Annotated in this window: 21 protein-coding genes; 12 read left to right on the forward strand and 9 right to left on the reverse strand. The window is 51.9% G+C overall.

All coding sequences use genetic code 11. From position 1 onward, the window contains the following. Positions 1-7: 7 nt before the first annotated feature. Positions 8-3505: an ATP-binding protein gene (locus BFV65_RS02205; protein WP_069596170.1), complete on the reverse strand. Its 3498-nt coding sequence runs from the start codon at positions 3503-3505 to the stop codon at positions 8-10. Next, the gene (locus BFV65_RS02210) at positions 3502-4107 is read right to left on the reverse strand and encodes a response regulator transcription factor (protein ID WP_069596171.1); all 606 of its coding nucleotides are present in this window, start codon (positions 4105-4107) and stop codon (positions 3502-3504) included. Before BFV65_RS02210 ends, BFV65_RS02205 begins: the two co-directional genes overlap by 4 nt. A gap of 434 nt (positions 4108-4541) precedes the next feature. On the opposite strand from BFV65_RS02210, the gene BFV65_RS23295 reads away from it, so the two are divergent. Next, positions 4542-4718 carry a hypothetical protein gene (locus BFV65_RS23295; protein WP_023305308.1) on the forward strand — a complete coding sequence of 59 codons (177 nt, stop codon included), beginning with the start codon at positions 4542-4544 and terminating at the stop codon, positions 4716-4718. 416 nt (positions 4719-5134) lie between these two features. Further along, positions 5135-5494, forward strand: a complete 360-nt coding sequence (locus BFV65_RS22235; protein ID WP_023305310.1) for a DUF4156 domain-containing protein — start codon at positions 5135-5137, stop codon at positions 5492-5494. Between the two features lie 21 nt (positions 5495-5515). Here the strand turns inward: BFV65_RS22235 and BFV65_RS02215 are convergent, their stop codons facing one another. After that, entirely contained in the window at positions 5516-6367 is an 852-nt protein-coding gene (locus BFV65_RS02215) for an AraC family transcriptional regulator (RefSeq protein ID WP_069596172.1), read from the reverse strand. An 81-nt stretch (positions 6368-6448) separates the two neighbouring features. After that, positions 6449-7297, reverse strand: coding sequence for an SDR family oxidoreductase (locus BFV65_RS02220; protein WP_022646845.1), 849 nt, complete (start codon positions 7295-7297; stop codon positions 6449-6451). An 84-nt stretch (positions 7298-7381) separates the two neighbouring features. On the opposite strand from BFV65_RS02220, the gene BFV65_RS02225 reads away from it, so the two are divergent. Then, complete coding sequence (locus BFV65_RS02225) at positions 7382-7768, forward strand: winged helix-turn-helix transcriptional regulator (protein ID WP_063146643.1); 387 nt, start codon at positions 7382-7384, stop codon at positions 7766-7768. A gap of 93 nt (positions 7769-7861) precedes the next feature. On the opposite strand, the gene BFV65_RS02230 is transcribed toward BFV65_RS02225, so the two are convergent. After that, a complete protein-coding gene (locus BFV65_RS02230; RefSeq protein ID WP_069596173.1) occupies positions 7862-9805 on the reverse strand; it encodes a bifunctional 2',3'-cyclic-nucleotide 2'-phosphodiesterase/3'-nucleotidase in 1944 nt (647 codons plus the stop codon). 190 nt (positions 9806-9995) lie between these two features. On the opposite strand from BFV65_RS02230, the gene cysQ reads away from it, so the two are divergent. After that, entirely contained in the window at positions 9996-10736 is a 741-nt protein-coding gene (gene cysQ / locus BFV65_RS02235) for a 3'(2'),5'-bisphosphate nucleotidase CysQ (protein ID WP_022646848.1), read from the forward strand. Here the strand turns inward: cysQ and BFV65_RS02240 are convergent. Continuing rightward, positions 10730-11287 carry a YtfJ family protein gene (locus tag BFV65_RS02240; RefSeq protein ID WP_069596174.1) on the reverse strand — a complete coding sequence of 186 codons (558 nt, stop codon included), beginning with the start codon at positions 11285-11287 and terminating at the stop codon, positions 10730-10732. The two genes, cysQ and BFV65_RS02240, sit on opposite strands and share 7 nt — an antisense overlap. 324 nt (positions 11288-11611) lie before the next feature. Between BFV65_RS02240 and BFV65_RS02245 the strand changes: the two genes are divergently transcribed. The 4 genes from BFV65_RS02245 to BFV65_RS02255 all read left to right on the forward strand — a co-directional run bounded on the left by BFV65_RS02245 (position 11612) and on the right by BFV65_RS02255 (position 13374). Next, entirely contained in the window at positions 11612-11818 is a 207-nt protein-coding gene (locus BFV65_RS02245; RefSeq protein ID WP_003856054.1) for a DUF1107 domain-containing protein, read from the forward strand. A 269-nt stretch (positions 11819-12087) separates the two neighbouring features. Further along, a complete protein-coding gene (locus tag BFV65_RS02250) occupies positions 12088-12579 on the forward strand; it encodes an Hcp family type VI secretion system effector (protein ID WP_046621020.1) in 492 nt (163 codons plus the stop codon). After that, complete coding sequence (locus BFV65_RS22240) at positions 12576-12992, forward strand: polymorphic toxin type 44 domain-containing protein (protein ID WP_071892806.1); 417 nt, start codon at positions 12576-12578, stop codon at positions 12990-12992. Before BFV65_RS02250 ends, BFV65_RS22240 begins: the two co-directional genes overlap by 4 nt. After that, the gene (locus BFV65_RS02255) at positions 12970-13374 is read left to right on the forward strand and encodes a hypothetical protein (RefSeq protein ID WP_046621024.1); all 405 of its coding nucleotides are present in this window, start codon (positions 12970-12972) and stop codon (positions 13372-13374) included. The genes BFV65_RS22240 and BFV65_RS02255 overlap by 23 nt, the downstream gene beginning before the upstream one ends. 59 nt (positions 13375-13433) lie before the next feature. Here BFV65_RS02255 and paeA read toward each other — a convergent pair whose 3' ends face one another. Continuing rightward, positions 13434-14771 carry a polyamine export protein PaeA gene (gene paeA, locus BFV65_RS02260; protein WP_022646849.1) on the reverse strand — a complete coding sequence of 446 codons (1338 nt, stop codon included), beginning with the start codon at positions 14769-14771 and terminating at the stop codon, positions 13434-13436. A gap of 250 nt (positions 14772-15021) precedes the next feature. Next, complete coding sequence (msrA, locus tag BFV65_RS02265; protein ID WP_003856057.1) at positions 15022-15663, reverse strand: peptide-methionine (S)-S-oxide reductase MsrA; 642 nt, start codon at positions 15661-15663, stop codon at positions 15022-15024. Between the two features lie 224 nt (positions 15664-15887). Here msrA and tamA point away from each other — a divergent pair, with 224 nt between their 5' ends. The 3 genes from tamA to BFV65_RS02280 are packed head-to-tail and all read left to right on the forward strand — an operon-like array spanning position 15888 to position 21741. Further along, a complete protein-coding gene (gene tamA / locus BFV65_RS02270) occupies positions 15888-17621 on the forward strand; it encodes an autotransporter assembly complex protein TamA (protein ID WP_022646850.1) in 1734 nt (577 codons plus the stop codon). After that, positions 17618-21394, forward strand: a complete 3777-nt coding sequence (tamB, locus tag BFV65_RS02275; RefSeq protein ID WP_069596175.1) for an autotransporter assembly complex protein TamB — start codon at positions 17618-17620, stop codon at positions 21392-21394. Before tamA ends, tamB begins: the two co-directional genes overlap by 4 nt. A 2-nt stretch (positions 21395-21396) precedes the next feature. Further along, a complete protein-coding gene (locus BFV65_RS02280) occupies positions 21397-21741 on the forward strand; it encodes a gamma-glutamylcyclotransferase family protein (RefSeq protein WP_045307822.1) in 345 nt (114 codons plus the stop codon). Positions 21742-21882: 141 nt separating this feature from the next. Here BFV65_RS02280 and ppa read toward each other — a convergent pair whose 3' ends face one another. After that, the gene (gene ppa, locus BFV65_RS02285) at positions 21883-22413 is read right to left on the reverse strand and encodes an inorganic diphosphatase (RefSeq protein WP_006810347.1); all 531 of its coding nucleotides are present in this window, start codon (positions 22411-22413) and stop codon (positions 21883-21885) included. Between the two features lie 309 nt (positions 22414-22722). Between ppa and ytfQ the strand changes: the two genes are divergently transcribed. After that, entirely contained in the window at positions 22723-23679 is a 957-nt protein-coding gene (gene ytfQ, locus BFV65_RS02290) for a galactofuranose ABC transporter substrate-binding protein YtfQ (protein WP_022646853.1), read from the forward strand. Positions 23680-23794 lie beyond the last annotated feature (115 nt).

A 23794-nucleotide genomic window follows, 5' to 3' on the forward strand; every position in this document is an offset into this window, starting at 1 on the left:
TCAAGGTTCATGACGAGAGATCGCTTACCGCATCTTCAAGACGTAGCGCAAGCTGAAGGCAGAGGCTGATGGTTTTCCTGTCTGCGGCTTCTTCCAGTTCAGTACATAAGTCAGCCAGCGAATCGTTCTTCAGAAGATAAAAACCGCCTTTCATCAGGTGAGCAAGTTCGGCGATCTGCAAGAAATCTTCCGCGCTGATAGCGTCGTGCAAATCGCTGATGGTGACGTCGAGATGCGCTAAGCAGGAGTTAAATACATGCTGGTCGACCCGATCTTCCGCTTTTGCGCATGCGTTTGTGGCGGGCTGGATAGCGCAGGCAAATTTGCTTAATGCGAGGGATAGGGTTTTGAGCGAAACGGGTTTAAAGAGGCATTCCGTCATCCCGGCCTGAAGACAGGCTCCTCTTTGTTCATCGCGGGCATCAGCCGTCAGGCCGATAATTACAGTATCGCTGTTTTCCTTACGGATTAATTTTGTCAGCTCAATTCCTGAGATATACGGCATATTACAGTCAGTGATAATAATCTCGGCACCGGTGCTTCTCCACTGAGCATATGCGTCACGAGGATCGCTACATTCGATCACGACGTAGCCAAGATATGACAGCTGCTTATTTAACAGCATGAGATTTGGGTAAAAATCATCAACGACAAGAACGGTGGCTGAGCTGTTTTGACGCTGGATATCTATAACCTCTGCCGCAGCACGCTTGCTCTTCTGTTGGCTTACGCCCACTTTTAACGTAATGTCGACTCTGGTTCCCACGCCCGGTTGACTATGAAGTTGTATGCCTCCACCCAAAGCTTCACAAAGCCGGCGAGAGATGAGGAGTCCAAGCCCGGAGCCTGACTGATGAGAATAGCCGTTAATATCAGCCTGGGAAAAAGGTCGGAATAATGTCTGTTGCCCTTCAGGCGATATACCGCAGCCCGTATCCGTTATGGCAATTTGCAGCAGGGCGACGTCTGTGACTTGAGAATTAACGCATTCTACTGCGACACGCACTTCGCCTTCATTCGTGAATTTGATGGCATTACTGATGATATTGCTGACAACCTGTCTGAACCGAAGCTCATCTGTTGTCACAATGATGTCGTCGAGCTTTGCTGGATATAGGAGTACAAGCTCGATACCGTTGTTGAACGCGCCAGGCCTGAATAAGGAGATAATCTGTTCAATGGTTTTTCTGAGCTCCATTTCTGTATAATGAATAACCAGTTTTTCAGATTCAATCATGGAAATATCAAGGATATTACCAATAAGTTCCTGTAGTACGTTTGACGAAGAATAGGCGACGTCGAATGCGGTACTGTCTATGATTCCATCGTGGAGTTTTTTTGTTCCAAGCTCCAGCATACCGATAATGGCATTCAGAGGCGTTCTAATTTCATGGCTCATGGTGGCAAGAAAAGTGGATTTTGCTACATTCGCCCTTTCAGATTCCTTCCTGGCTGCTCTTAGGCTCTCTTCCATTTCGATTCTCGACGTGATGTCAATCCAGCCGCCAATAACGCCATTTACGCGGCCTTCGGCATCCAGGAATGGCACCATCCAGTGATATATCACGGCATCAGGGCGCCCATCGCTGAATGTAATTGCCCGGTCTTTCGAGATTGATACCTTATCCCGTAACACGCTGAAGAAATCCTGGCGGTATGTTTCAAGAGACGAAAGATGTGAGGCCGTTGTATTTTCAAACTCAGCCTGACTAAAAGCGTATTCCTGTTCGATATGGAAATCTTTTAAAGCTTCCGTATAGGCCTCATTAAACGATATGAGCTCTGCATCTTTATTACGAACATACAGGGGATTCGGCGTGCCGTTGATAAGCGCGTTTGTCAAAGCCAGCTGATCGTCCAGTTTTCTCTGGGTCCGCTGTGCATGTCGAACGTGCTTTCGAAGGACAAGCGCCCAGCCGGTGGAAATCATGCCCAGCAGGAGAAGGACTATTACCGTGTAGAGAATGGCGGTTTTGTTTGCTTCGATGAAACTTGTTTTTGAGGGCGCGGCGGTCCATTTCGTGGTGATATCGTCGAGTTCAGATCCGGCGAGGTTCTTTAATGATTTATTGATTATTTCATACAAAATTTCATTGTGCGCGGAAATGCCCAGGGAAAGTTTGGCAAAATTTCCATCAACTATATCGTCTATGGCCAGGGAATATTGATGCGTGTGTGTGTAATAATTAGCGGAGACAAAATTATCAAGTACGGCATCGACTTTGTTACTGCTTAATAAATTATAGGCAGCTGCCGTCGAAGATACAGGCACAACGGTATACGAAGTGAGATCATAACCCTCGAGATGATTAACATCCATAAAAGTCGCGATCCGGCGAGCGCGCGTAGGCAATTTTTTTAGGCTCTCACCGTGACGAGTAACGAAAACAAGAGGAAATTGAATGAAGCTTCGGGTAAACCGATATCGCGTATCGGTGTTGTATACGGAGCTGGCAAAGCCAACGATCTCATCAGGATTAATGTTCTTTGATGACGGGTTTTCTGGCAAAAATGCAAACGTAACGTTAAGCATTTTGCCAATCAGACTAAAGACATCAGGGATGATGCCAGTAAACGTCCCGTTAGCATATTCTGAAAAAGGTGGCGCGGTTGTTGGCAGCTGAACATAAAACTGCTTCTTACCTTGTAACCACCGGGCTTCCTTTTCGGTGAGATATTGTGGTGAGCCCGGCGTGATAAAATCACTGGATTTATCCCAGCCCCTTATGAATTCTGACAGATCTGACTGGGATATCTTTTGTAGCCCGGATTCTATGATTTGTCTGGTTTTTATATCAGAGTTACGTATTGCGAAGTATACTTTTCCTTCTGCCTGGTTAATGGTATTAAGCTGGCGACTGACGTGAAGAGTATTGAAAACGCTATTGTTATAAAAATAACCAGCACTTATTGCATCACCCACATAGATATCGTTTTTATGGAGGGCGACAGAGGCAAGCGCATTCAGTACGGAATCGTAGCGGTTTATTTTTGCTTCAGGATAGCGCTCTTTTATAAACTCATCAGAAATAAACCGATCAACGGTGGCAATCGTCTCGTAATCTTTTGTATCGGGTTTATTTTCCGCGGGTGCGATTTCAACTATTTTATTCGTTGAAATAACCGGGAGATAAGAATACCTGGATTTTTTCGTTTCAGTTACCGGGCCAGTGGTCGTGATCGCATCAATAGACCCTTCTGCCAGCGCGTCAAAAGCAGCGACAGCGTTATCGAAAAGGGTGACAGAGAAATGGATATCCGAATTATTACGGATTGTCCGCAGTATGTCGGCATTGATCCCATCAAGGTATTCGCCATTAATAACGATATCGAAAGGCGGATAATCGGGTCTGTAAACACCCACCTTCAGAGATTGCTTATAAAAACGCTGGATGATTGTATCGGGGTAAAGTTCCAGAGACAGAGATTTGTCGCTCAGTGGTTCCGCACAGGCGTACAATGGCAATAAAATAAGCAGCAGCTTAAAGTGAACCCATCGCTTCATTCAATCTTTTCTCTTTTAGCAATCTCGATCAAATCAACCAGTGTCGTAACGCCCATTTTTGTCATTATCCGGGTTTTATAGGTACTGATTGTTTTGCTGCTCAGGCACATGCTGTCTGCTATTTCAATATTTTTCATTCCAGCAATGATTTTACGCAGTACCTCTAGCTCGCGGTTTGTCAGTGAGGATGATTTTTTTGATGTAAAATTGTTGGCATAGCTTATATTTGGAAAAAATGTAAAACCAGAATTGATGGCTTTGATCGCCGCTGAAACATCTTCCATACCCTCATTCTTTGTCAAAAATCCAGACACGCCGGACATCATGCATCTGCTGGCATAGAGTTCCGCTGACTGTGAGGTGAACACCAGGATTTTTGTATTAATCTCTGCTTTTCGCACCGCCGCGATAACCGACATCCCATCCATGTTAGGAATACCAATATCCAGTATGACGATATTGTATTTCCCTTTTTTTATCTGGTTTATAGCCTGCGCACCGTTATCACATTCATCCACATGAGTGAAGCCTATCTTTTCTAATGTCATTTTCAATGCCATGCGGACTGAAGGATGATCGTCTACAACAAGTGCGGTTTTCATACTAACCCTTAATATAATCGGCAAGCGATGCATTATTCTGATGTTAACGCATTAGCCTGGTTCATTCCACTGGTGCGGCGACAAACTGGCTGTAGGTTGAACCCGTGCAGTCAGTTCATTTCAAATCAGGCTTCACCAAAACAACCTGAATGCGTAAAATGTATATAACGTGTTGAATAATAGGTTGTTAAATCGTTCTGTTTACTTGCTACTTAACGCTCAGTATAGCCATTTTTACTACAGAACGAGGTGTCCCTTTTCGCTTTCACGTGTAAGGTTTTTCCTCTTTTTATCGTCACTGACTGATTTCCGTAACACGCAACTCTCCACGCAGGATTGTGGGACTTTTCCTACGTACATTGTCGCCAACGCTGATGTTATCCATTCGGCTGGTAAAATAAAATACAGTCAGTTCGATGTTGACAGGAAAACAAATGAAATTACATTTTTTAAAAAATGCGCTACTGCTGCTTTCAATAACGCTTTTTACCGGCTGTACGGCTAATTCATGGATTGATGCGGTTGGAAGTGTGTTAGAGGAGAAAGATAAATATGAGAAAGACTCGCGATCCAAAAGAATTAAGGCTGCCAATAAGGCAGCAGGCTACTAGATTATTTCAGGCGTGGTAAGCGGTTTTGATGGTTTTTCATTTTTTATCTGCACCATATTAATAGCCACAGCGAGCTGGCGATTATGTTTGTCTTACGATCGAACGTTAATGTAATAATTGTGATAAAACTATTTTTAGTCTGCTTAATGGCGGTGTTTGCACTAATGGTTGTAAACCCAAGCGCGATCTTTGGAAACAGGAGTAATGAAGAAATCAATGAAAGCGAAGACCATTATCGTGCTCAGGATTTAGCCCGGCAAAAACCGGTTTTATTTGTGACCGGCTTTAGATGAGGAATTATAATTCTTGAGTTGAATGTAACATTACTCTATTATTGATACGCTATTTGAGTGATCGCGCGTGTATAACAAAAATGCCTGATAACTCATTTTATTTCAAAGGGATAAAATAAAGACATGAAAAAAAGAGCGATAGTATTATTCAGTATGGCGTTAACCGCATGCTCAGCAAATAACTTGAACCAGGGCGCTGAACGGGTACGTATTACTAATACTGAACCAACCGGCAATTGTACATTCCTGGGGGAAGTGACGGGCAGCCAGGGAAACTTTTTCACGGGTGGATGGACGTCAAACTCTAATCTTGAGACTGGCGCACGTAATGATTTAAAAAACCAGGCTTACAGTATGGGGGGTAACGTTGTCGTTATTCTTACGCAGCGAGCAGGGCAGACCGGGAGCGCCTACTTCGGCTCAGGTTCCAGCCAACAAACTAACGTCACGCTAAGCGGTACAGTGTATCGCTGCAATAACTGATAAATAATCTAAGCACAGTATTTAACGTGCAATAAAGCTCTGAGCCGTTAAGCGCGGCGAAACCTGCTTCTGGTAACGCACGGGCGTAATGCCGTAGCGGCGGGTAAAGGCGCGGGTCAGGTGAGACTGATCGGTCAGCCCCGTTGCGGCGGCCACCTCGGCGGCAGGCATGCCGTGGGTGAGGAATGCTTTGGCGCGCCACAGCCGGATGGCCATCAGCATCTGGTGTGGGGTGACGTGAAAATGGGCCTTAAACTGGCGCTGGAAATGGTACGGGCTGAGCGACACGACGCTCGCCAGTTCGTCCAGGGTGAGCGCGCGCATATAGTTGTCGTGCAGATAGTCGCGAACGCGCTCGAAGCGGTGCGCGCCCTCCCGGGCTACCGGCGCGTGACGGGCCAGCGGCTGGAACGTCTCAATCAGATCCAGCAGCAACCCTTTTTGTTCCAGCGCATCGTTCGTATGCCAAAGGCCGTAAATCAGCTGGCCAATTTGCTGCGAGCGCAGCGGGTCGTGGCGGGTCACGTCGCTAAACCACCAGTGGCGAAGGCCGGTGACTTCTTCCAGCAGGTCGGGTTCGATATAGACCATCCGGTAGCGCCAGCCGCCTTCGGTGGCGGATTCGCCCGTGTGGATCTCGTCCGGGTTCATGGTCACGACCGATTTTTCAGCGGCTAAGTGTTGGGTTCCGCGGTAACGGAAGCGTTCGGCGCCGGTTTCAATGGTGCCGATACCGAAGGCTTCATGCGTGTGAGGCTCAAAGGCGTAGTCAGCAATATGCGCGTGATATAGCTCCAGACCCGGCAACTGCGCCAGATGGCGAAAGCGCGCGCTGTCTCTCTCATCAGTAAACTGTTCCGGTACGCCTTGCACGGTGAGCCTCCTTGTGGGTCATCGCTTCATTATCCGAGATGACCCGAAGGGATGCCACAAAAAATAACCAATTCTTAACAATTACAGAATGGCTTTGATGCTCTCCGCCAGCGGCGTGGTCGGACGGCCAATCAGTTTGCTCAGGGTACGGCTGTCGTCAAACAGGCCGCCTTTGGACGCGCCGGTATCGGAATCCGCCAGCATCTCCGCCAGCCCGGCAGGCAGACCAACGCCTTTCAGTGCGGCGGCATAATCGGCTTCGCTGAGGTTCTGATACGTTACCGGCTTACCGCTCTGCTTGCTAAGCTCCGCAGCCAGTTCGCTCAGCGTCCAGGCATTGTCACCTGCCAGTTCATACACCTTGCCGGCGTGACCCTCTTCAGAAATCACTTTTGCCGCAGCCGCCGCGTAATCCGCACGGGTCGCAGAGGCAATTTTGCCTTCGCCTGCGGCACCTATGAATACGCCGTGTTCCAGCGCTGGCGGCGCGCTTGCCAGGTAGTTTTCGGTGTACCAGCCGTTGCGCAGCAGGGCGTAAGGCACGCCTGAAGCCGCCAGTGCATTTTCGGTTTCGACGTGCTCAACGTGCAGACCCAGCGGGGAGGTATCCGCATGCAGCAGGCTGGTGTAGGCGATAAGTTTCACCCCGGCGGCTTTGGCGGCGTTAATCACGTTCTGATGCTGTGCGGCGCGCTGGCCCACTTCGCTGGAGGAGATAAGCAGCAGCTTATCCACGCCGTTCAGGGCGGTGGTGAACGCGGCCTGGTCGGTATAGTCCGCCTGACGTACCACAATTCCCCGCTGGCTTAAGGCGTCGGCTTTTGCCGGGTTACGCACAATAGCCACGATCTGACTGGCCGGAACGGTTTTCAGCAGTTCTTCAATAACGTGTTGGCCAAGCTGGCCGGTTGCGCCGGTAATCGCGATCATGATGAATCTCCTTCGTGTTTGTCTGGTGTTGTGGCACACTATCACCATAACTAACTTTTAGTAAGTACGCACAAAAAGGTAAGTATGAAAACACCGATACCGACGCTCAGCGAGCAAATGCGCGATGGCAATCTCTTTGCAGAACAGTGCCCGTCACGGGAAGTGCTCAAACATGTTACCAGCCGCTGGGGCGTGCTGATCCTGGTGGCGTTACGTCAGGGGACGCATCGTTTTAGCGATCTGCGCCGCAAGCTGGGCGGTGTGAGCGAGAAGATGCTGGCCCAGTCGCTTCAGGCGCTGGAGCAGGACGGGTTTGTCGATCGCGTTTCTTATCCGGTTGTGCCGCCGCACGTGGAATATAGCCTGACGCCGATGGGGCTGGAGGTGAGCGAGAAGGTGGCCGCGCTGGCTGACTGGATTGAGGTGAATACGCCGAAGGTGATAGCGAATCGGGACGATCGTGCGGCATGAAATGCCGGGGGGCGGCTTCGCCTTACCCGGCCTACCCGCAATCCTCGATCCCGTAGGCCGGGTAAGCGCAAGCGCCACCCGGCACAATCATCGCTACCTGCTCAAATCCACCTGATAAATCGCGAACCCAATATCATCCGTCGCGACCTGTTTCATCGGATACTGCGCCTTATCCTTGATAAACGCGGCTGCTTTATCGGACGGTGATGTCTCAAAGCGAATATCCAGCGTCGTGTCGCTGTGGATCGGCGCCAGACGCCAGTTGTTATCCACCGCCGGATGAATTTCACCCGCTTTTTTCGACTCCGCGCTAATCCACGCCGCCAGCACCGAACGGTTCTCATCCGGCGAGGCAAAGGCGATGTGGCTGTCACCCGTACCGGCAAACTTACCGCCATAGGCGCGGTAGTTGTTGGTCACCACCAGGAAAGAGGCATTCGGATCAATCGCTTTGCCGTTGAAGGTCAGGTGTTTGATGCGTTCTGCCTGCGGATTAATGGCCTGACATTCGCCGTCATATTTCGCGGGCTGGGTTACATCAATCTGATATTCCACGCCGTCGATCACGTCGAAGTTGTAGGTGCGGAAACCGTCCCAGTTTATCAGCGACTGCGGTTTGCTGCTGTGCGGATCGATCTGGTTGAACTGTCCGGCAGAGCACTCCAGCCACTCCTTCACCTCTTTCCCGGTGGCTTTCACCACCACGAGGGTGTTGGGATAGAGGTAGAGATCGGCGGCATTACGGAAGGTCAGCTGGCCTTTTTCCACCTCAACGTAGCTGGCCGGATCGTTCTTACGCCCGCCCACTTTGAATGGCGCCGCGGCAGACAGAACCGGCAGATTGGCCAGATCCGGATCGCCCTGAATATAGTGCTCGGCATAGGCTTTCTGCGCCATGTTGACTACCTGCACGGTCGGGTCATCCTGTACCAGCGCGAGGAAGCTGTACATGTTATCAGCCGATTTACCGATCGGCTTGCTGACAAATTCACGCGTTGCGTCGTGGTCATGCTTCAGGACGTCGACCAGCTTTTTATCTTCTTCGGCCAGGGATTTTTTTGCAGCGGCATCATAAATCGGACGCGCTTCCGCTTTCGACTGCGTGACTTTCCAGCTCCCGCTGTCGTTATTCAGCACCAGATCTACCACGCCAAGGTGGTCGCCCCACATGCCCGGCATCACCGATGGCACACCGTTGAGCGTCCCTTTTTCGATGTCCGCGCCTTTGATACTGGCGAAATCTTTGCCCGGGAAGACGGCGTGGGCGTGACCAAACAGGATCGCATCGACGCCCGGTACCTGGCTGAGGTAATACACGGAGTTCTCAGCCATCGCCTGATACGGGTCGGCCGAGAGGCCAGAGTGGGCCACAACGACCACCACATCTGCGCCTTTCGCCCGCATCTCCGGCACGTATTTTCGCGCCGTTTCGGTAATGTCGTTGACGGTTACTTTCCCGTCGAGGTTGGCTTTATCCCACGTCATGATCTGCGGCGGCACAAAGCCGATATAGCCGATTTTCAGCGTCTGTTTTTTACCGTCCTGGTCGACAACCTCGGTCTCTTTAATCAGGTAAGGGGTAAAGAGGGGCTTTTTCGTCTTAACGTCGATGATATTGGCATTAACGTACGGGAATTTTGCCCCTGCCAGCGCATCGTGCAGGTATTTCAGGCCGTAGTTAAATTCGTGGTTGCCCAGGTTGCCGACGGCATAGTCCAGCGTATTCATTGCCTTATAAACAGGATGGATCTCGCCTTTCTTCAGCCCCTTCGCCGCCATGTAGTCGCTGAGCGGGCTGCCCTGAATTAAGTCCCCGTTATCGACCAGCACGCTGTTTTTCACTTCACTGCGGGCGGCGTTGATCAAACTTGCCGTACGTACCAGTCCGAATTTTTCGACAGGCGTATCTTTGTAGTAATCGAAGTCCATCATGTTGCCGTGCAGATCGGTGGTTTCCAGAATGCGGAGATCCACCGTCGCTGCCTGAACGCTTGCCGCAATCAGCGTTGCCAGGAGCGTTGCGCTAAACTTAATCATCTGAGGAGTCCTTTTTTCGATCCAAGCCACAAAAGAGTATGTATGTAGTATTTGTTGCTTACAGAAGTGTGAATGCTGCCAGAAAAAAGAACGCTGAAACCAGAATTGCTTCACAGATAGCGGAATTGTTCACATTACGATATAACTAAAACAATAAGTTATGCCCACTGCGTTAACGAAGAGGTGGAGAATGTTAGATCAAATTTGTCAGCTCGCACGGGATGCGGGTGATGCCATTATGCAGGTGTACGACGGTGCGAAACCGATGGATGTTGTCAGCAAAGCGGACGACTCCCCGGTGACGGCGGCGGATATCGCGGCGCATACGGTGATCCTGAAAGGTTTGCAGACCCTGACGCCGGATATTCCGGTCCTTTCTGAAGAAGCGCCCCAGGGCTGGGACGAACGTCAGCACTGGCAGCGTTACTGGCTGGTGGACCCGCTGGACGGCACGAAAGAGTTCATCAAGCGTAACGGTGAATTTACCGTGAATATCGCCCTGATTGAAAAAGGAAAGGCGGTGCTTGGCGTGGTTTATGCCCCGGTGATGAAGGTGATGTACAGCGCGGCGGAAGGTAAAGCCTGGAAGGAAGAGTGCGGCGTGCGTAAGCAGATCCAGGTGCGAGATGCCCGTCCTCCGCTGGTGGTGATCAGCCGCTCGCACAGCGACAGCGAGCTGGAGGAGTATCTGCAACAGCTGGGGGAACACCAGACGACGTCGATCGGCTCGTCGCTGAAGTTCTGTCTGGTGGCGGAAGGGCAGGCGCAGTTGTACCCCCGTTTCGGGCCGACGAACGTCTGGGATACGGCGGCAGGGCATGCGGTGGCTGCGGCCGCTGGCGCGCATGTGCATGACTGGCAGGGTAAGCCACTGGACTACACCCCGCGCGAGTCATTCCTCAACCCTGGCTTCAGGGTGTCACTTTACTGAGCTAGTAGCTTATGCAGCAGGGCTACTACCTGCTGCACCTCATCCTGCGTCAGCGCGCCGTCTTTAACCCACTGTACGCGATCGTTTTTGTCCAGCACAACAATCGCTGAACTCTCTTCTTCCAGCTGCCACGCCTTACGCGTCACGCCGTTGCTGTCGACAATAAACTGCGACCAGGGATAGAGCTTCTTATTGCTCTCAAGGCTTGAGCGCACAAACATCCCGGAGCCGGGAATCGCGTCGTCGGTATTCACGATGGTGGTGGTCTGGTAGCGATCGTGCGGGAGTTTTGCGGCCTTGATCGCTTCCACGAGGGTGGCGTTTTTCTCTTTAGCGGATGTACGTCCGGCAATATGCTGTACAACTCTCACTTTGCCCGCAAGCTGCGCGCTATTCCAGGCTTTGTAGCTAAACTTATCATTGTCGAGAATCAATTCTCCCCGGTCAGCAATGCCGACCGGCGGGACACGTTGTCCTTTTTCAAGGTTGTGTGCGGAAGCCATCAGCGGCAGCAACAGGCAAGCTGCTGCCAGGAGGTTACGTAGGGTCATGGTGTTTCCTTATTGTGAGCAGGTGATCCGACCACTTGGTCATGCGCTTTTAATCATAAGTGCGATCAATGGGCTTTTCCCGCAATCCCGATGCCAGTTTGCGGGCGAACGCACATATCCACGCAAAAACGACGGCATATACTGCTCTGTATCACGCTTTGCAAAGATTATTCTGAATAATTGTAATCAAACGGTAAATAAACTTATGCACACTGGGTAAGTACGAGGTTCTGGTCTATAGTCATTGGGCATCAAAATTTGCGCTCAGGACAGTCGGGCCGATTGTGGCACCGCAAGGGCGTATGATTCGCAGGAGATACAAGAATGAAAATTTTCCAACGCTACAACCCGCTTCAGGTGGCGAAGTACGTGAAGATCCTGTTCCGTGGACGGTTGTATATCAAGGATGTTGGCGCTTTTGAGTTCGATAAGGGCAAAATCCTTATCCCGAAAGTGAAGGACAAACAGCACTTGTCTGTGATGTCCGAAGTCAACCGTCAGGTTATGCGTCTGCAAACTGAGATGGCTTAACCAACGTGCTATGCAGTAGTAGTTAAAAAGACGGCTCCCGATGGGAGCCGTTGATGTTTGTAGCCGTAGTTTTACATATATTCATGTTCTGGATATTTCACACAGCCTTTCTGGGATGTGAATATATTTCACACTGTTTTATTAAGTTAATCTAAAATTACTTTTCAGCCTGTAACCGTTGATATAGGACAATAAAGCATTAACTGTTTATTGGACTTATCTCGTTACGCAGGAACAATGGTCATCTCACTTTGAAAAGGAGTTAGATGATGGCTATTCCTGCTTATTTATGGCTGAAAGATGATGGTGGTGCGTTAATTAAGGGGGCAGTAGATGTTCAAGGAAGAGAGTCAAGTATAGAGGTTAATGGTTTTTCACATAACGTATCAATTCCTACTGATCCATTGACAGGGAAAATTACAGGAACAAGGAAGCATTCCAGCATCATTTTTTTGAAAGAGTTTGATTCCTCTTCTCCCTATCTATTTAAGGCCGTTTGTACAGGCCAGAAATTAATAAGCGCAGAGTTTAAATGGTATCGTATTAATGATGCGGGGCAAGAAGTTGAATATAACAATATGCTTTTAGAGAACGTCACTATTGTTGGGGTTTCACCAATAATGCATGATACAAAAGATGTATTAAAGGAGAAGCATAATCATCTTGAATGTGTAGAAGTACGTTATGAAAAAATTACATGGAAACATTGTGACGGAAACCTGCTTTTTTCAGATAGCTGGAATGAAAGGGGTAAACAATGAGATATCCGGTAAGTACAGTTAATCCTCATCCTCCCTATGATATATCTTCCTTCTCCCCCTTAGGTGTATCAGTTGTAAGCAACATGATGATAGCTCGTTTTCACCGTGGTCCATCAGCGTTAACATATCTTTGGTTTTACAAGCAGGTTAGAGGGCATGGCCCCTGGGATTATAAAAATCAATTAGGCAGGCAATACGAAAATTTCGGCAACTTTCATTATGGAGCGGTGGGTATTGCTGCTGGTATAAAACCTGAGATATTGCTACGAGGTGCAGGTATCGCTCAGATTCTGGCGGGAACGAGTTCTCCTGATTTTGAGAACAATAAAGGACCAGATCCTCATGGCGATGATCCTACAGATCAAACATGGATTAGAGCGGGGATAGACTATGCTCAGCGTGCTGGTTTCTAGGAAGAAAATTTATATATTACTCGCAATCCTGATCTCTTCTTATGGCATATGGCGTGCTGTTGATGAGTTTCTCTATATTGAGCAAGACATTATTCGCAAAGAAAATATCGGGAAGGTTTCCGTACTGTATATTACAGAAAGCAATGCGGGAGCTACGACTTCGAATGTATATAAATATTATTTGGCGTCGTCAAAAAAATCGGAAGAAGCTTTTTTAGGCGATGTCAGGAACGGGTATGCTCCATTTCTGATAACTACGGATCCTGAAGCAAAAGTAGAGAGTGAAGAAAACACTATATATATCACAGTCAGTGGTAAAATTTATCAATTTAGCAATATATCTTACTCAACGCTTATCTATTTGAATTCATCACCTTTTTAAAATTTAGAGTGAATCTCGGAGGGTAAAAGAAAGGGCAGCTCACCGCTGCCCTTCATAAATTACGCCGACACCTTATCTTCCGCATCTGGCAGCTTCGGTACCAGCACGGTCGGTTTACTATCAATGCGCGTTACCAGCAGTTGGTCGATGCGGTAGTTATCAATATCCACCACTTCAAACTTGAAGCCAGAGAATTTCACCGAGTCGGTACGTTTCGGGATCTTACGCAGCATAAACATCATAAAGCCGCCGATGGTCTCGTAGTTTCCGGACTGCGGGAACTCGTCGATGTCGAGCACGCGCATGACGTCTTCAATCGGCGTACCACCATCGATCAGCCATGAGTTCTCATCACGCTGCACAATTTGCTCTTCCAGCCCCTGGCCGACCAGGTCGCCCATCAGCGTCGTCATGACGTCGTTGAGGGTGATAATGCCCACCACCAGCGCATATTCGTTCATGATCACCGCGAAGTCTTCACCGGCGGTTTTGAAACTTTCCAGCGCTTCGGAGAGCGTCAGGGTGTCCGGCACAATCAGGGTGTTACGGATCTGCACGCCGCTGTTCAGTGCCAGGCTCTGGTTTGCCAGTACGCGGTTCAGCAGGTCTTTGGAGTCCACATAGCCGATGATATGGTCGATATCTTCGTTACAGACCAGGAACTTGGAGTGCGGATGCTGCGCCACTTTGGTCTTCAGGCTCTGCTCGTCTTCATGCAGATCGAACCAGATGATGTTCTCACGGCCGGTCATGGAGGACGGCACGGTACGGGATTCCAGTTCGAAAACGTTCTCGATCAGCTCGTGCTCCTGCTTGCGCAGCACGCCTGCCAGCGCCCCGGCTTCCACCACCGCATAAATATCGTCGGAGGTGATGTCGTCTTTACGCACCATCGGCAGCTTGAAGATGCGGAAAATGACGTTCGCCAGGCCGTTGAAGAACCACACCAGCGGACGGAAGACATACAGGCAGAAGCGCATCGGGTTGATGATACGCAAAGCCACAGCTTCTGGCGCAATCATACCGATGCGTTTCGGGGTCAGGTCCGCGAATAGAATGAACAAACCGGTGACCAGCGAGAAGGAGAGGATGAAGCTCAACTGCTCGGCCAGCTCTGCGGACATGTACTTTACAAAGAGGCTATAAAACGCCGGAGAAAATGCTGCATCGCCCACGATACCGCCAAGAATGGCGACCGCGTTCAGGCCAATCTGCACCACGGTAAAGAACATGCCTGGGTTTTCCTGCATTTTCAGAATGCGTGATGCGTTGATGTTGCCCTCGTCGGCAAGCAGCTTCAGTTTGATTTTACGGGAGGCAGCCAGCGAGATCTCCGATATCGAGAAAAATGCACTGACGGCAATAAGACAAAGTATTACTAAAATACTGTTTAACATAGTTTATCCGGCTTCTCGCCAGATCCTCAGAAGGGGAGTTGATACCATTCGTGTGAAGACACATTGAACTCAGCTCGTAGCGTTGAGCCGATTATTTCAGCGGTAGTATAGCGTAAAGGCGTGTAAATCTGCCAGAGGTCACGTTTTCGGCAAAAAGTGGCCGGATGAAAGGGCAGAGAGTGGTTAAGTAATGAACTGACACTTTTGCTTACAGGCGCGCCACGCGGCTCGCGTGGCGCTGATGTTGTAATCAGTCCTGCTGTGGAGGCAGACAGACGCCGATGCCGCCAATGCCGCAGTAGCCGTACGGATTTTTATGCAGATACTGCTGGTGGTCGTCTTCGGCATAGTAGAACGGTTTCGCAGTAGCGATTTCCGTCGTGACCTGACGTTTATCACCGGCTGCCTGCATCGCTTCCTGGAAACGCGTCAGGCTGGCGTGGGCCGCAGCCTCCTGCTCAGGGGTGAGCGGATAGATGGCCGAGCGGTATTGGGTGCCGTGATCGTTACCCTGACGCATGCCCTGCGCCGGGTCATGATTTTCCCAGAACACCTGGAGCAGCTGTTCATAGCTGATGACGCTCGGGTCATACACCACACGCACCGCTTCAGCATGACCGGTCTCACCGGAACAGACTTCGCGGTAGGTTGGGTTAGGCGTATATCCTCCGGTGTAGCCCGCAGCGGTGCTGTACACGCCCGGCAGTTGCCAGAACAGGCGTTCTACGCCCCAGAAGCAGCCCATGGCAAACAGGGCGATCTCCATTCCATCAGGAACGTTTGTCATTGAATGGTTGTTTACGGCGTGTAATGTCGCCACTGGCATAGGGGTGTTGCGTCCCGGTAACGCATCGGCTTGTGATACCAGATGCTTTTTATCAAATAAACTCACGGTGGGGCCTCCGGGGTAGCGTTGTTTCGGTTAAGGTTGTCACGAAGCGTTTAATTGAACACAATAAATGCGATGAATGAGTCTAGATTTAATCATAAGAAATATTTGGGTGTTAGGCCCTTTTTCAACCCGTAATTTGGGTTTTTGGCTTTCAGGCCGTATTTTGCCGCGGAGCGGCACTGCATTTGCTTCCAGGGTGGAAACAGGGATATTCAGGAGAAAACGTGACAAAGATCCGCCAGTTATGTTTAGTCAGTTTAATGCTGACAAGCGGGATTGCCAGCGCGGCGAATGTCCGTTTGCAGGTTGAGGGGTTATCCGGGGCGCTGGAAAAAAACGTGCGTGCGCAGCTTTCCACCATCCAGAGCGATGAAGTCACGCCGGATCGGCGTTTTCGCGCGCGCGTGGATGACGCCATTCGCGAAGGCTTAAAGGCGTTGGGGTACTACGAACCCACCATTGATTTCGATTTACGCCCGCCGCCGGCTAAAGGACGTCAGGTATTGATTGCCCGCGTCTCGCCGGGAGAACCCGTCCTGATTGGCGGCACGAACGTGGTGCTGCGCGGCGGTGCACGCACGGATCGTGACTACCTGGATCTGCTCAGCAACCGCCCGAAAGTGGGCACCGTGCTTAATCACGGGGATTACGATCGCTTTAAAAAATCCTTAACCAGCGTTTCGCTGCGCAAAGGCTACTTTGACAGCCAGTTCAACAAAAGCCAGCTGGGCGTTGCGCTTGAACGACGTCAGGCATTCTGGGATATCGATTACGACAGCGGCGAGCGCTATCGGTTTGGCGATGTAACCTTTGAAGGATCGCAAATCCGTGATGAGTATCTGCAAAACCTGGTGCCGTTTAAAAAGGGTGACTACTACCAGTCTAGCGACCTGGGCGAGCTGAACCGTCGTTTATCTGCCACCGGCTGGTTTAACTCCGTGGTGGTGGCACCGCAATTTGATAAATCCCGTAAAACGAAAGTGTTACCGCTGCATGGCGTGGTCTCACCGCGCACCGAGAACACCATTGAGACCGGTGTCGGCTACTCCACGGACGTCGGCCCGCGCGTGAAAGCCTCGTGGAAAAAACCGTGGATGAACTCCTACGGTCACAGCCTGACCACCAGCCTCAGCCTGTCTGCGCCTGAACAGCAGCTGGACTTCAGCTATAAAATGCCGCTGCTGAAAAATCCGCTTGAGCAATACTACCTCGTGCAGGGCGGCTTTAAGCGTACCGATTTGAACGATACCGAACAGGATTCGACGACGCTTGCGGTATCACGCTTCTGGGATCTCTCCAGCGGCTGGCAGCGCGCCATTAACCTGCGCTGGAGCCTTGACCACTTTACTCAGGCAAACGTCACCAACACCACCATGCTGCTTTATCCGGGCGTGATGATCAGCCGTACCCGCTCGCGCGGTGGCCTGATGCCGACCTGGGGCGATTCTCAGCGCTACTCCATCGATTATTCCAACTCCGCCTGGGGCTCAGACGTGGATTTCTCCGTCGTGCAGGCGCAAAACGTCTGGATCCGTACCCTCTACGATAAGCACCGCTTTGTGGTTCGCGGCAATCTGGGCTGGATCGAAACCGGTGACTTCGAACGCGTTCCGCCAGATCTGCGTTTCTTCGCCGGGGGCGACCGCAGCATTCGCGGCTATAAGTACAAATCGATCTCACCTGAAAACGAGAAAGGCCAATTGACCGGGGCCTCTAAACTGGCGACCGGCTCGCTGGAGTATCAGTACAACGTCAGCGGCAAATGGTGGGGCGCCATGTTTGTCGACAGCGGCGAGGCCGTGAACGACATCCGCCGCAGCGATTTCAAAACCGGCGCGGGTGTGGGCGTGCGCTGGCAGTCACCGGTCGGGCCGATCAAGCTCGATTTCGCCGTTCCGGTGGGCGACAAAGAAGAACACGGTTTACAGTTTTACATCGGTCTGGGGCCTGAATTATGAGTTTATGGAAGAAGATAAGCCTCGGGGTGCTGATTTTTATCGTATTACTGCTCGGTACGGTGGCATTTCTGGTGGGTACCACCACAGGTCTGCATCTGCTGTTTAACGCCGCGAACCGCTGGGTGCCAGGGCTGGAAATCGGCCAGGTGACGGGCGGCTGGCGCGATCTGCGCCTGAAGAATATTCGTTATGAACAGCCCGGCGTGGCGGTGAACGCGGGCGAATTTCATCTGGCGGTCAAGCTCGGCTGCCTGCGGGACAGCCAGCTTTGCGTAAACGATCTGTCGCTAAAAGATGTGAACGTGGCGATAGACTCCAAAAAAATGCCGAAGTCTGAGCCTGTCGAAGAAGAGGACAGCGGCCCGCTGAATCTCTCCACGCCGTACCCGATTGCGCTCTACCGGGTCGCGCTGGATAACGTCAATATCAAAATCGACGACACGACGGTATCGGTGATGGATTTCACCTCTGGTCTTCGCTGGCAGGAGAAAAACCTCACCCTGACCCCAACCTCCCTGCAAGGGCTGCTGATTGCGCTGCCGAAGGTGGCCGACGTGGCGCAGGAAGAGATCGTCGAGCCGAAGATCCAGAACCCGCAGCCGGAAGAAAAACCGCTGGGTGAAACGCTGAAAGATCTCTTCTCGAAACCGGTTCTGCCGGAGATGACCGACGTGCATCTGCCGCTGAACCTCAATATCGAAGAGTTTAAAGGCGAGCAGTTGCGTCTGACCGGCGATACCGATCTGACGGTCTTCAACATGCTGCTTAAAGTCAGCAGTATCGAGGGCAACATGAAGCTCGACGCGCTGGATATCGATACCAACCAGGGGTCGGTAAACGCCTCAGGCAATGCGCTGCTGCGCGATAACTGGCCGGTAGATATTACCCTTAACAGCGCCCTGAACATCGATCCGCTGAAAGGCGAGAAGGTGAAGGTGAAAGTCGGCGGCGCGCTGCGCGAGAAGCTGGAGTTCGGCGTGAACCTCTCCGGCCCTGTGGATATGGTACTGCGCGGGCAAACCCAGCTGGCAGAGGCCGGTCTACCGCTCAACCTTGAGATTGTCAGCAAGCAGCTTTACTGGCCGTTCACCGGTGAAAAGCAGTTCCAGGCCGACGATCTAAAGCTGAAGCTGAGTGGCAAAATGACCGACTACACGCTGTCGTTCCGTACGGCAGTGAAGGGGCAGGGAGTACCGCCCGCCGATATTACTCTGGATGCGAAGGGTAACGAGTTGCAGGTTAACCTCGACAAGCTGACCGTGGCGGCGCTGGAAGGGAAAACCGAGCTGACCGCGCTGCTCGACTGGCAGCAGGCGATCAGCTGGCGCGGCGAGCTGAAGCTGACCGGGATCAACACCGCTAAAGAAGTCCCGGACTGGCCGTCAAAACTGAATGGTCTGATCAAAACCCGCGGTAGTCTGTACGGCGGCACCTGGCAGATGGACGTGCCGGAACTCAAGCTCACCGGTAATGTGAAGCAGAACAAAGTCAACGTAGAGGGCTCGCTTAAGGGCAACAGCTATCTCCAGTGGGTGATCCCGGGCCTGCACGTGGCGCTGGGCCGCAACACGGCAGATATCAAAGGCGAGCTGGGGGTGAAAGATCTCGATCTGGATGCCACCATCGACGCGCCAAATCTCGATAACGCCCTGCCGGGTCTTGGCGGGACGGCGAAGGGGTTAGTGAAGGTTCGCGGTACAGTGGAGGCGCCGCAGCTGCTGGCGGACATCACCGCCAATAACCTGCGCTGGCAGGAACTTTCCATTGCCCGCGTGCGCGTCGAAGGGGACGTGAAATCCACCGATCAGATCGGCGGAAACCTGGACCTGCGCGTGGAGCGTATCTCCCAGCCGGACGTGAACATCAGTCTGGTTACGCTGGCGGCAAAAGGTAACGAAAAGCAGCACGATCTCCAGCTGCGCGTGCAGGGCGAGCCGGTCTCCGGGCAGCTGCACCTGACGGGCAGTTTTGACCGCCAGGCAACGCGCTGGAAGGGCGTGCTGGATAACACCCGCTTCAGCACGCCGGTCGGCCCGCTGGTGCTGTCCCGATCCATCGCGCTGGACTACCGCAATGCGGAGCAAAAGATCAGCATTGGGCCACACTGCTGGACCAACCCGAATGCTGAGCTGTGCGTGCCGCAGACCATTGATGCGGGCGCGGAAGGACGCGCGCAGATCAACCTCAACCGTTTTGACCTGGCGATGCTGAAACCGTTTATGCCGGAAACCACCCAGGCCAGCGGGGTCTTCAGCGGTAAAGCGGACGTCGCGTGGGACACCACCAAAGAGGGACTGCCGCAGGGCAGCGTTACCCTCTCCGGGCGTAACGTGAAGGTGACGCAGGAGGTCAATGACGCGCCGCTGCCGGTGGCGTTCGACACCCTGAATGTGAACGCTGACCTGCGTAACAATCGTGCGGAACTGGGATGGCTTATTCGTCTGACCAACAACGGTCAGCTTGACGGACAGGTGCAAATTACCGATCCGCAAGGGCGGCGCAATCTCGGCGGCAACGTCAATATTCGCAACTTCAACCTGGCGATGGTGAATCCGATTTTCTCGCGGGGAGAAAAGGCGGCGGGGATGCTAAGCGCCAACCTGCGTCTGGCGGGGGATGCGCAAAGCCCGCAGCTGTTTGGCCAAATGCGGTTAAACGGCGTGGACATTGACGGTAACTTTATGCCGTTCGATATGCAGCCAAGCCAGCTGACGATGAACTTTAACGGCCAAAGCTCAACCCTCAGTGGCTCAGTGCTGACACAGCAGGGACAAATCAACCTGAATGGTGACGCAGACTGGAGCCAGCTCGACAACTGGCGCGCCCGTATTGCGGCCAAGGGCAGCAGGGTGCGTATCACGGTACCGCCGATGGTGCGCCTGGACGTGTCGCCAGACGTGGTCTTTGAGGCAACGCCGAGTCTCTTCACCCTGGACGGCCGCGTCGACGTGCCCTGGGCGCGCATCGTGGTTCACGAAGTGCCGGAAAGCGCGGTTGGCGTCTCCAGTGATGAAGTTATGCTCAATGAAAATCTGAAACCTGTTGAACAGAAGAGCGCTGGCATACCGATCAATAGTAATCTTATAGTGCACGTGGGGAATAACGTGCGTTTGGACGCGTTTGGGCTGAAGGCGAGACTCACGGGTGACCTGAAGGTGGCGCAGGATCAACAGGGGCTTGGCCTCAATGGACAAATCAATATTCCTGAAGGGCGCTTCCATGCCTACGGTCAGGATTTGATTGTGCGTAAAGGTGAGCTGCTGTTCTCCGGCCCACCGGATCAGCCGGTACTCAATATCGAAGCGATCCGTAATCCGGAAGCCACCGAAGATGATGTGATTGCGGGCGTGCGCGTGACGGGCTCCGCCGATGAACCTAAGGCAGAGATCTTCTCTGACCCGGCCATGTCGCAGCAGGAAGCGCTCTCCTACCTGCTGCGCGGCCAGGGTCTGGATAGCCAACAGGGCGATGGTGCGGCAATGACATCGATGTTAGTCGGTCTGGGGGTTGCACAAAGTGGTCAGGTTGTGGGTAAAATCGGCGAGACGTTTGGCGTAAGCAATCTGGCGCTGGACACTCAGGGCGTGGGTGACTCTTCGCAGGTAGTGGTCAGCGGCTATGTACTGCCGGGTCTACAGGTAAAATATGGCGTGGGGATCTTTGACTCACTGGCTACACTCACGTTACGTTATCGCCTGATGCCTAAGCTATATCTGGAAGCAGTGTCCGGCGTAGACCAGGCACTTGATCTGCTCTATCAGTTTGAGTTTTAGCAATGCGAATATTTGTTTATGGCAGTTTACGAACCAAGCAAGGCAACAGCCACTGGATGACCAACGCCCAGTTGCTGGGAAATTACACAATCGAAAACTACCAGTTGTACAGTCTGGGCCACTATCCAGGCGCGGTTCCGGGGAACGGAACGGTACAGGGTGAGGTTTATCGTATTGATAATGCTACGCTGGCCGAACTTGATGCCTTGCGCACCAGGGGCGGTGAATACGCTCGCCAGTTGATCCAGACGCCTTACGGCAGTGCATGGATGTATGTGTACCAACGTTCGGTCGACGGGTTAACGCTGATTGAAAGCGGTAACTGGTTAGACAGAGACCAGTTCTGAAAAACGACAGCGCCACCGTAAGGTGGCGTTATCGTTTTGCGCCTCTTGCTGATTGTAGGCCCGTGCAAGCGTAGCGCCGCCGGGCGCATCGAAAGGCACAAAAAAGCCCCGACGCGCGGGGCTTAGTATCAGCAGTAAGAATTACTTCTTAGCAGCACGCTCGAAAGACGCGATGATTTCTGCTTTCGCCGCTTCTGCGTTATCCCAGCCTTCAACTTTAACCCATTTGCCTTTTTCGAGATCTTTGTAGTGCTCGAAGAAGTGGGCGATCTGCGCTTTCAGCAGCTCTGGCAGGTCGTTCACATCTTTAATGTGATCGTACTCTTTGCTCAGCTTGGTGTGCGGTACGGCAACCAGTTTCGCATCTTCACCCGCTTCGTCAGTCATTTTCAGCACGCCAACAGGACGGCAGCGAATGACGGAGCCTGGCTGCAATGGGTATGGTGTTGGGACCAGTACGTCAACCGGATCACCGTCCAGAGACAGAGTGTGGTTGATGTAGCCGTAGTTGCACGGATAGAACATGGCGGTAGACATGAAACGGTCAACGAACAGCGCACCGGTGTCTTTGTCGATTTCGTATTTGATTGGATCTGCGTTGGCCGGGATTTCGATCACAACGTAGATGTCTTCTGGCAGTTCTTTACCCGCAGGGACGTTGAGTAAGCTCATGTCGGTGTCCTTTAAAATGGATGGTAAACAAGTGGCAGGTATTATAGCCAACTGGCGCTGAAAGTCTTCGCCTGTTTTCGACTTATCTCCCTCGCGCTTTCACTTTTCAGACCGTTTCCATGACAGGATAATCCATAAACTCAGCCGCATTTTAAATGTGGAAATGAAAGCGATTACAAACTTGTGATTAACGTTTTATTCACTTTTCTGAAGTGTGATGTAACGCAATCCGTAACATATTCCATTGGCTATAGTTCATCCGCAGAACATCTTTTAACCAACAATAACCTACCCTACGAGGACGTTCATATGTGGAAGCGCTTACTTCTTGTTACAGCAGTTTCGGCAGCCATGTCGTCTATGGCGATGGCCGCACCGTTAACCGTTGGATTTTCGCAGGTCGGATCTGAATCCGGCTGGCGCGCCGCTGAAACGAACGTGGCGAAAAGTGAGGCCGAAAAGCGCGGTATTACCCTAAAAATCGCCGATGGTCAGCAAAAGCAAGAGAATCAGATTAAAGCGGTGCGCTCTTTTATCGCTCAGGGCGTGGATGCCATCTTTATCGCCCCGGTTGTTGCCACGGGCTGGGAGCCGGTGCTGAAGGAAGCTAAAGAGGCTGAAATTCCTGTGTTCCTGCTCGACCGTTCCATCGACGTAAAAGACAAATCTCTCTATATGACCACCGTCACCGCCGATAACGTGCTGGAAGGCAAACTGATTGGTGACTGGCTGGTGAAGCAGGTGGATGGCAAGCCGTGTAACGTGGTTGAGTTGCAGGGCACCGTCGGGGCGAGCGTGGCTATCGACCGTAAGAAAGGTTTCGCGGAGGCCATCGCCAAAGCACCAAACATCAAGATCATCCGTTCTCAGTCCGGCGACTTCACCCGCAGCAAAGGTAAAGAGGTCATGGAAAGCTTCATCAAGGCAGAAAATAACGGCAAAAATATCTGCATGGTTTACGCCCACAACGACGACATGGTGATCGGCGCCATCCAGGCCATCAAAGAAGCGGGCCTGAAGCCGGGCAAAGATATTCTCACCGGCTCGATCGACGGCGTACCGGACATCTACAAAGCGATGATTGACGGCGAAGCGAACGCCAGCGTGGAGCTGACGCCGAACATGGCGGGCCCGGCATTCGATGCGCTGGAGAAATTCAAGAAAGACGGCACCCAGCCTGAGAAGTTGACCATCACCAAATCCACGCTCTACCTGCCGGACACGGCGAAAGAAGAGTTAGAGAAGAAGAAAAATATGGGCTACTAAGCTCAGCCCCCCCTCACCCTAGCCCTCTCCCCGGAGGGGAGAGGGAAAAGGGCAGTTTGGGCAGAAAATTAAAGACTGGCACGAATAATCCCCTCTCCCCTCCGGGGAGAGGGTC

Origin of the sequence: Enterobacter hormaechei subsp. hoffmannii (assembly GCF_001729745.1) — a bacterium.
In the GTDB taxonomy this organism is placed as follows: Bacteria; Pseudomonadota; Gammaproteobacteria; order Enterobacterales; family Enterobacteriaceae; genus Enterobacter; species Enterobacter intestinihominis.

Bases quoted from the DNA above. Each gene is read 5' to 3' on its own strand.
- BFV65_RS02205 (WP_069596170.1), bottom strand. From the start codon at position 3,505: ATGAAGCGATGGGTTCACTTTAAGCTGCTGCTTATTTTATTGCCATTG.
- BFV65_RS02210 (WP_069596171.1), bottom strand. From the start codon at position 4,107: ATGAAAACCGCACTTGTTGTAGACGATCATCCTTCAGTCCGCATGGCA.
- BFV65_RS23295 (WP_023305308.1), top strand. From the start codon at position 4,542: ATGAAATTACATTTTTTAAAAAATGCGCTACTGCTGCTTTCAATAACG.
- BFV65_RS22235 (WP_023305310.1), top strand. From the start codon at position 5,135: ATGAAAAAAAGAGCGATAGTATTATTCAGTATGGCGTTAACCGCATGC.
- BFV65_RS02220 (WP_022646845.1), bottom strand. From the start codon at position 7,297: ATGATCGCGATTACCGGCGCAACCGGCCAGCTTGGCCAACACGTTATT.
- BFV65_RS02225 (WP_063146643.1), top strand. From the start codon at position 7,382: ATGAAAACACCGATACCGACGCTCAGCGAGCAAATGCGCGATGGCAAT.
- BFV65_RS02230 (WP_069596173.1), bottom strand. From the start codon at position 9,805: ATGATTAAGTTTAGCGCAACGCTCCTGGCAACGCTGATTGCGGCAAGC.
- cysQ (WP_022646848.1), top strand. From the start codon at position 9,996: ATGTTAGATCAAATTTGTCAGCTCGCACGGGATGCGGGTGATGCCATT.
- BFV65_RS02240 (WP_069596174.1), bottom strand. From the start codon at position 11,287: ATGACCCTACGTAACCTCCTGGCAGCAGCTTGCCTGTTGCTGCCGCTG.
- BFV65_RS02245 (WP_003856054.1), top strand. From the start codon at position 11,612: ATGAAAATTTTCCAACGCTACAACCCGCTTCAGGTGGCGAAGTACGTG.
- BFV65_RS02250 (WP_046621020.1), top strand. From the start codon at position 12,088: ATGGCTATTCCTGCTTATTTATGGCTGAAAGATGATGGTGGTGCGTTA.
- BFV65_RS22240 (WP_071892806.1), top strand. From the start codon at position 12,576: ATGAGATATCCGGTAAGTACAGTTAATCCTCATCCTCCCTATGATATA.
- BFV65_RS02255 (WP_046621024.1), top strand. From the start codon at position 12,970: ATGCTCAGCGTGCTGGTTTCTAGGAAGAAAATTTATATATTACTCGCA.
- paeA (WP_022646849.1), bottom strand. From the start codon at position 14,771: ATGTTAAACAGTATTTTAGTAATACTTTGTCTTATTGCCGTCAGTGCA.
- tamB (WP_069596175.1), top strand. From the start codon at position 17,618: ATGAGTTTATGGAAGAAGATAAGCCTCGGGGTGCTGATTTTTATCGTA.
- BFV65_RS02280 (WP_045307822.1), top strand. From the start codon at position 21,397: ATGCGAATATTTGTTTATGGCAGTTTACGAACCAAGCAAGGCAACAGC.
- ppa (WP_006810347.1), bottom strand. From the start codon at position 22,413: ATGAGCTTACTCAACGTCCCTGCGGGTAAAGAACTGCCAGAAGACATC.
- ytfQ (WP_022646853.1), top strand. From the start codon at position 22,723: ATGTGGAAGCGCTTACTTCTTGTTACAGCAGTTTCGGCAGCCATGTCG.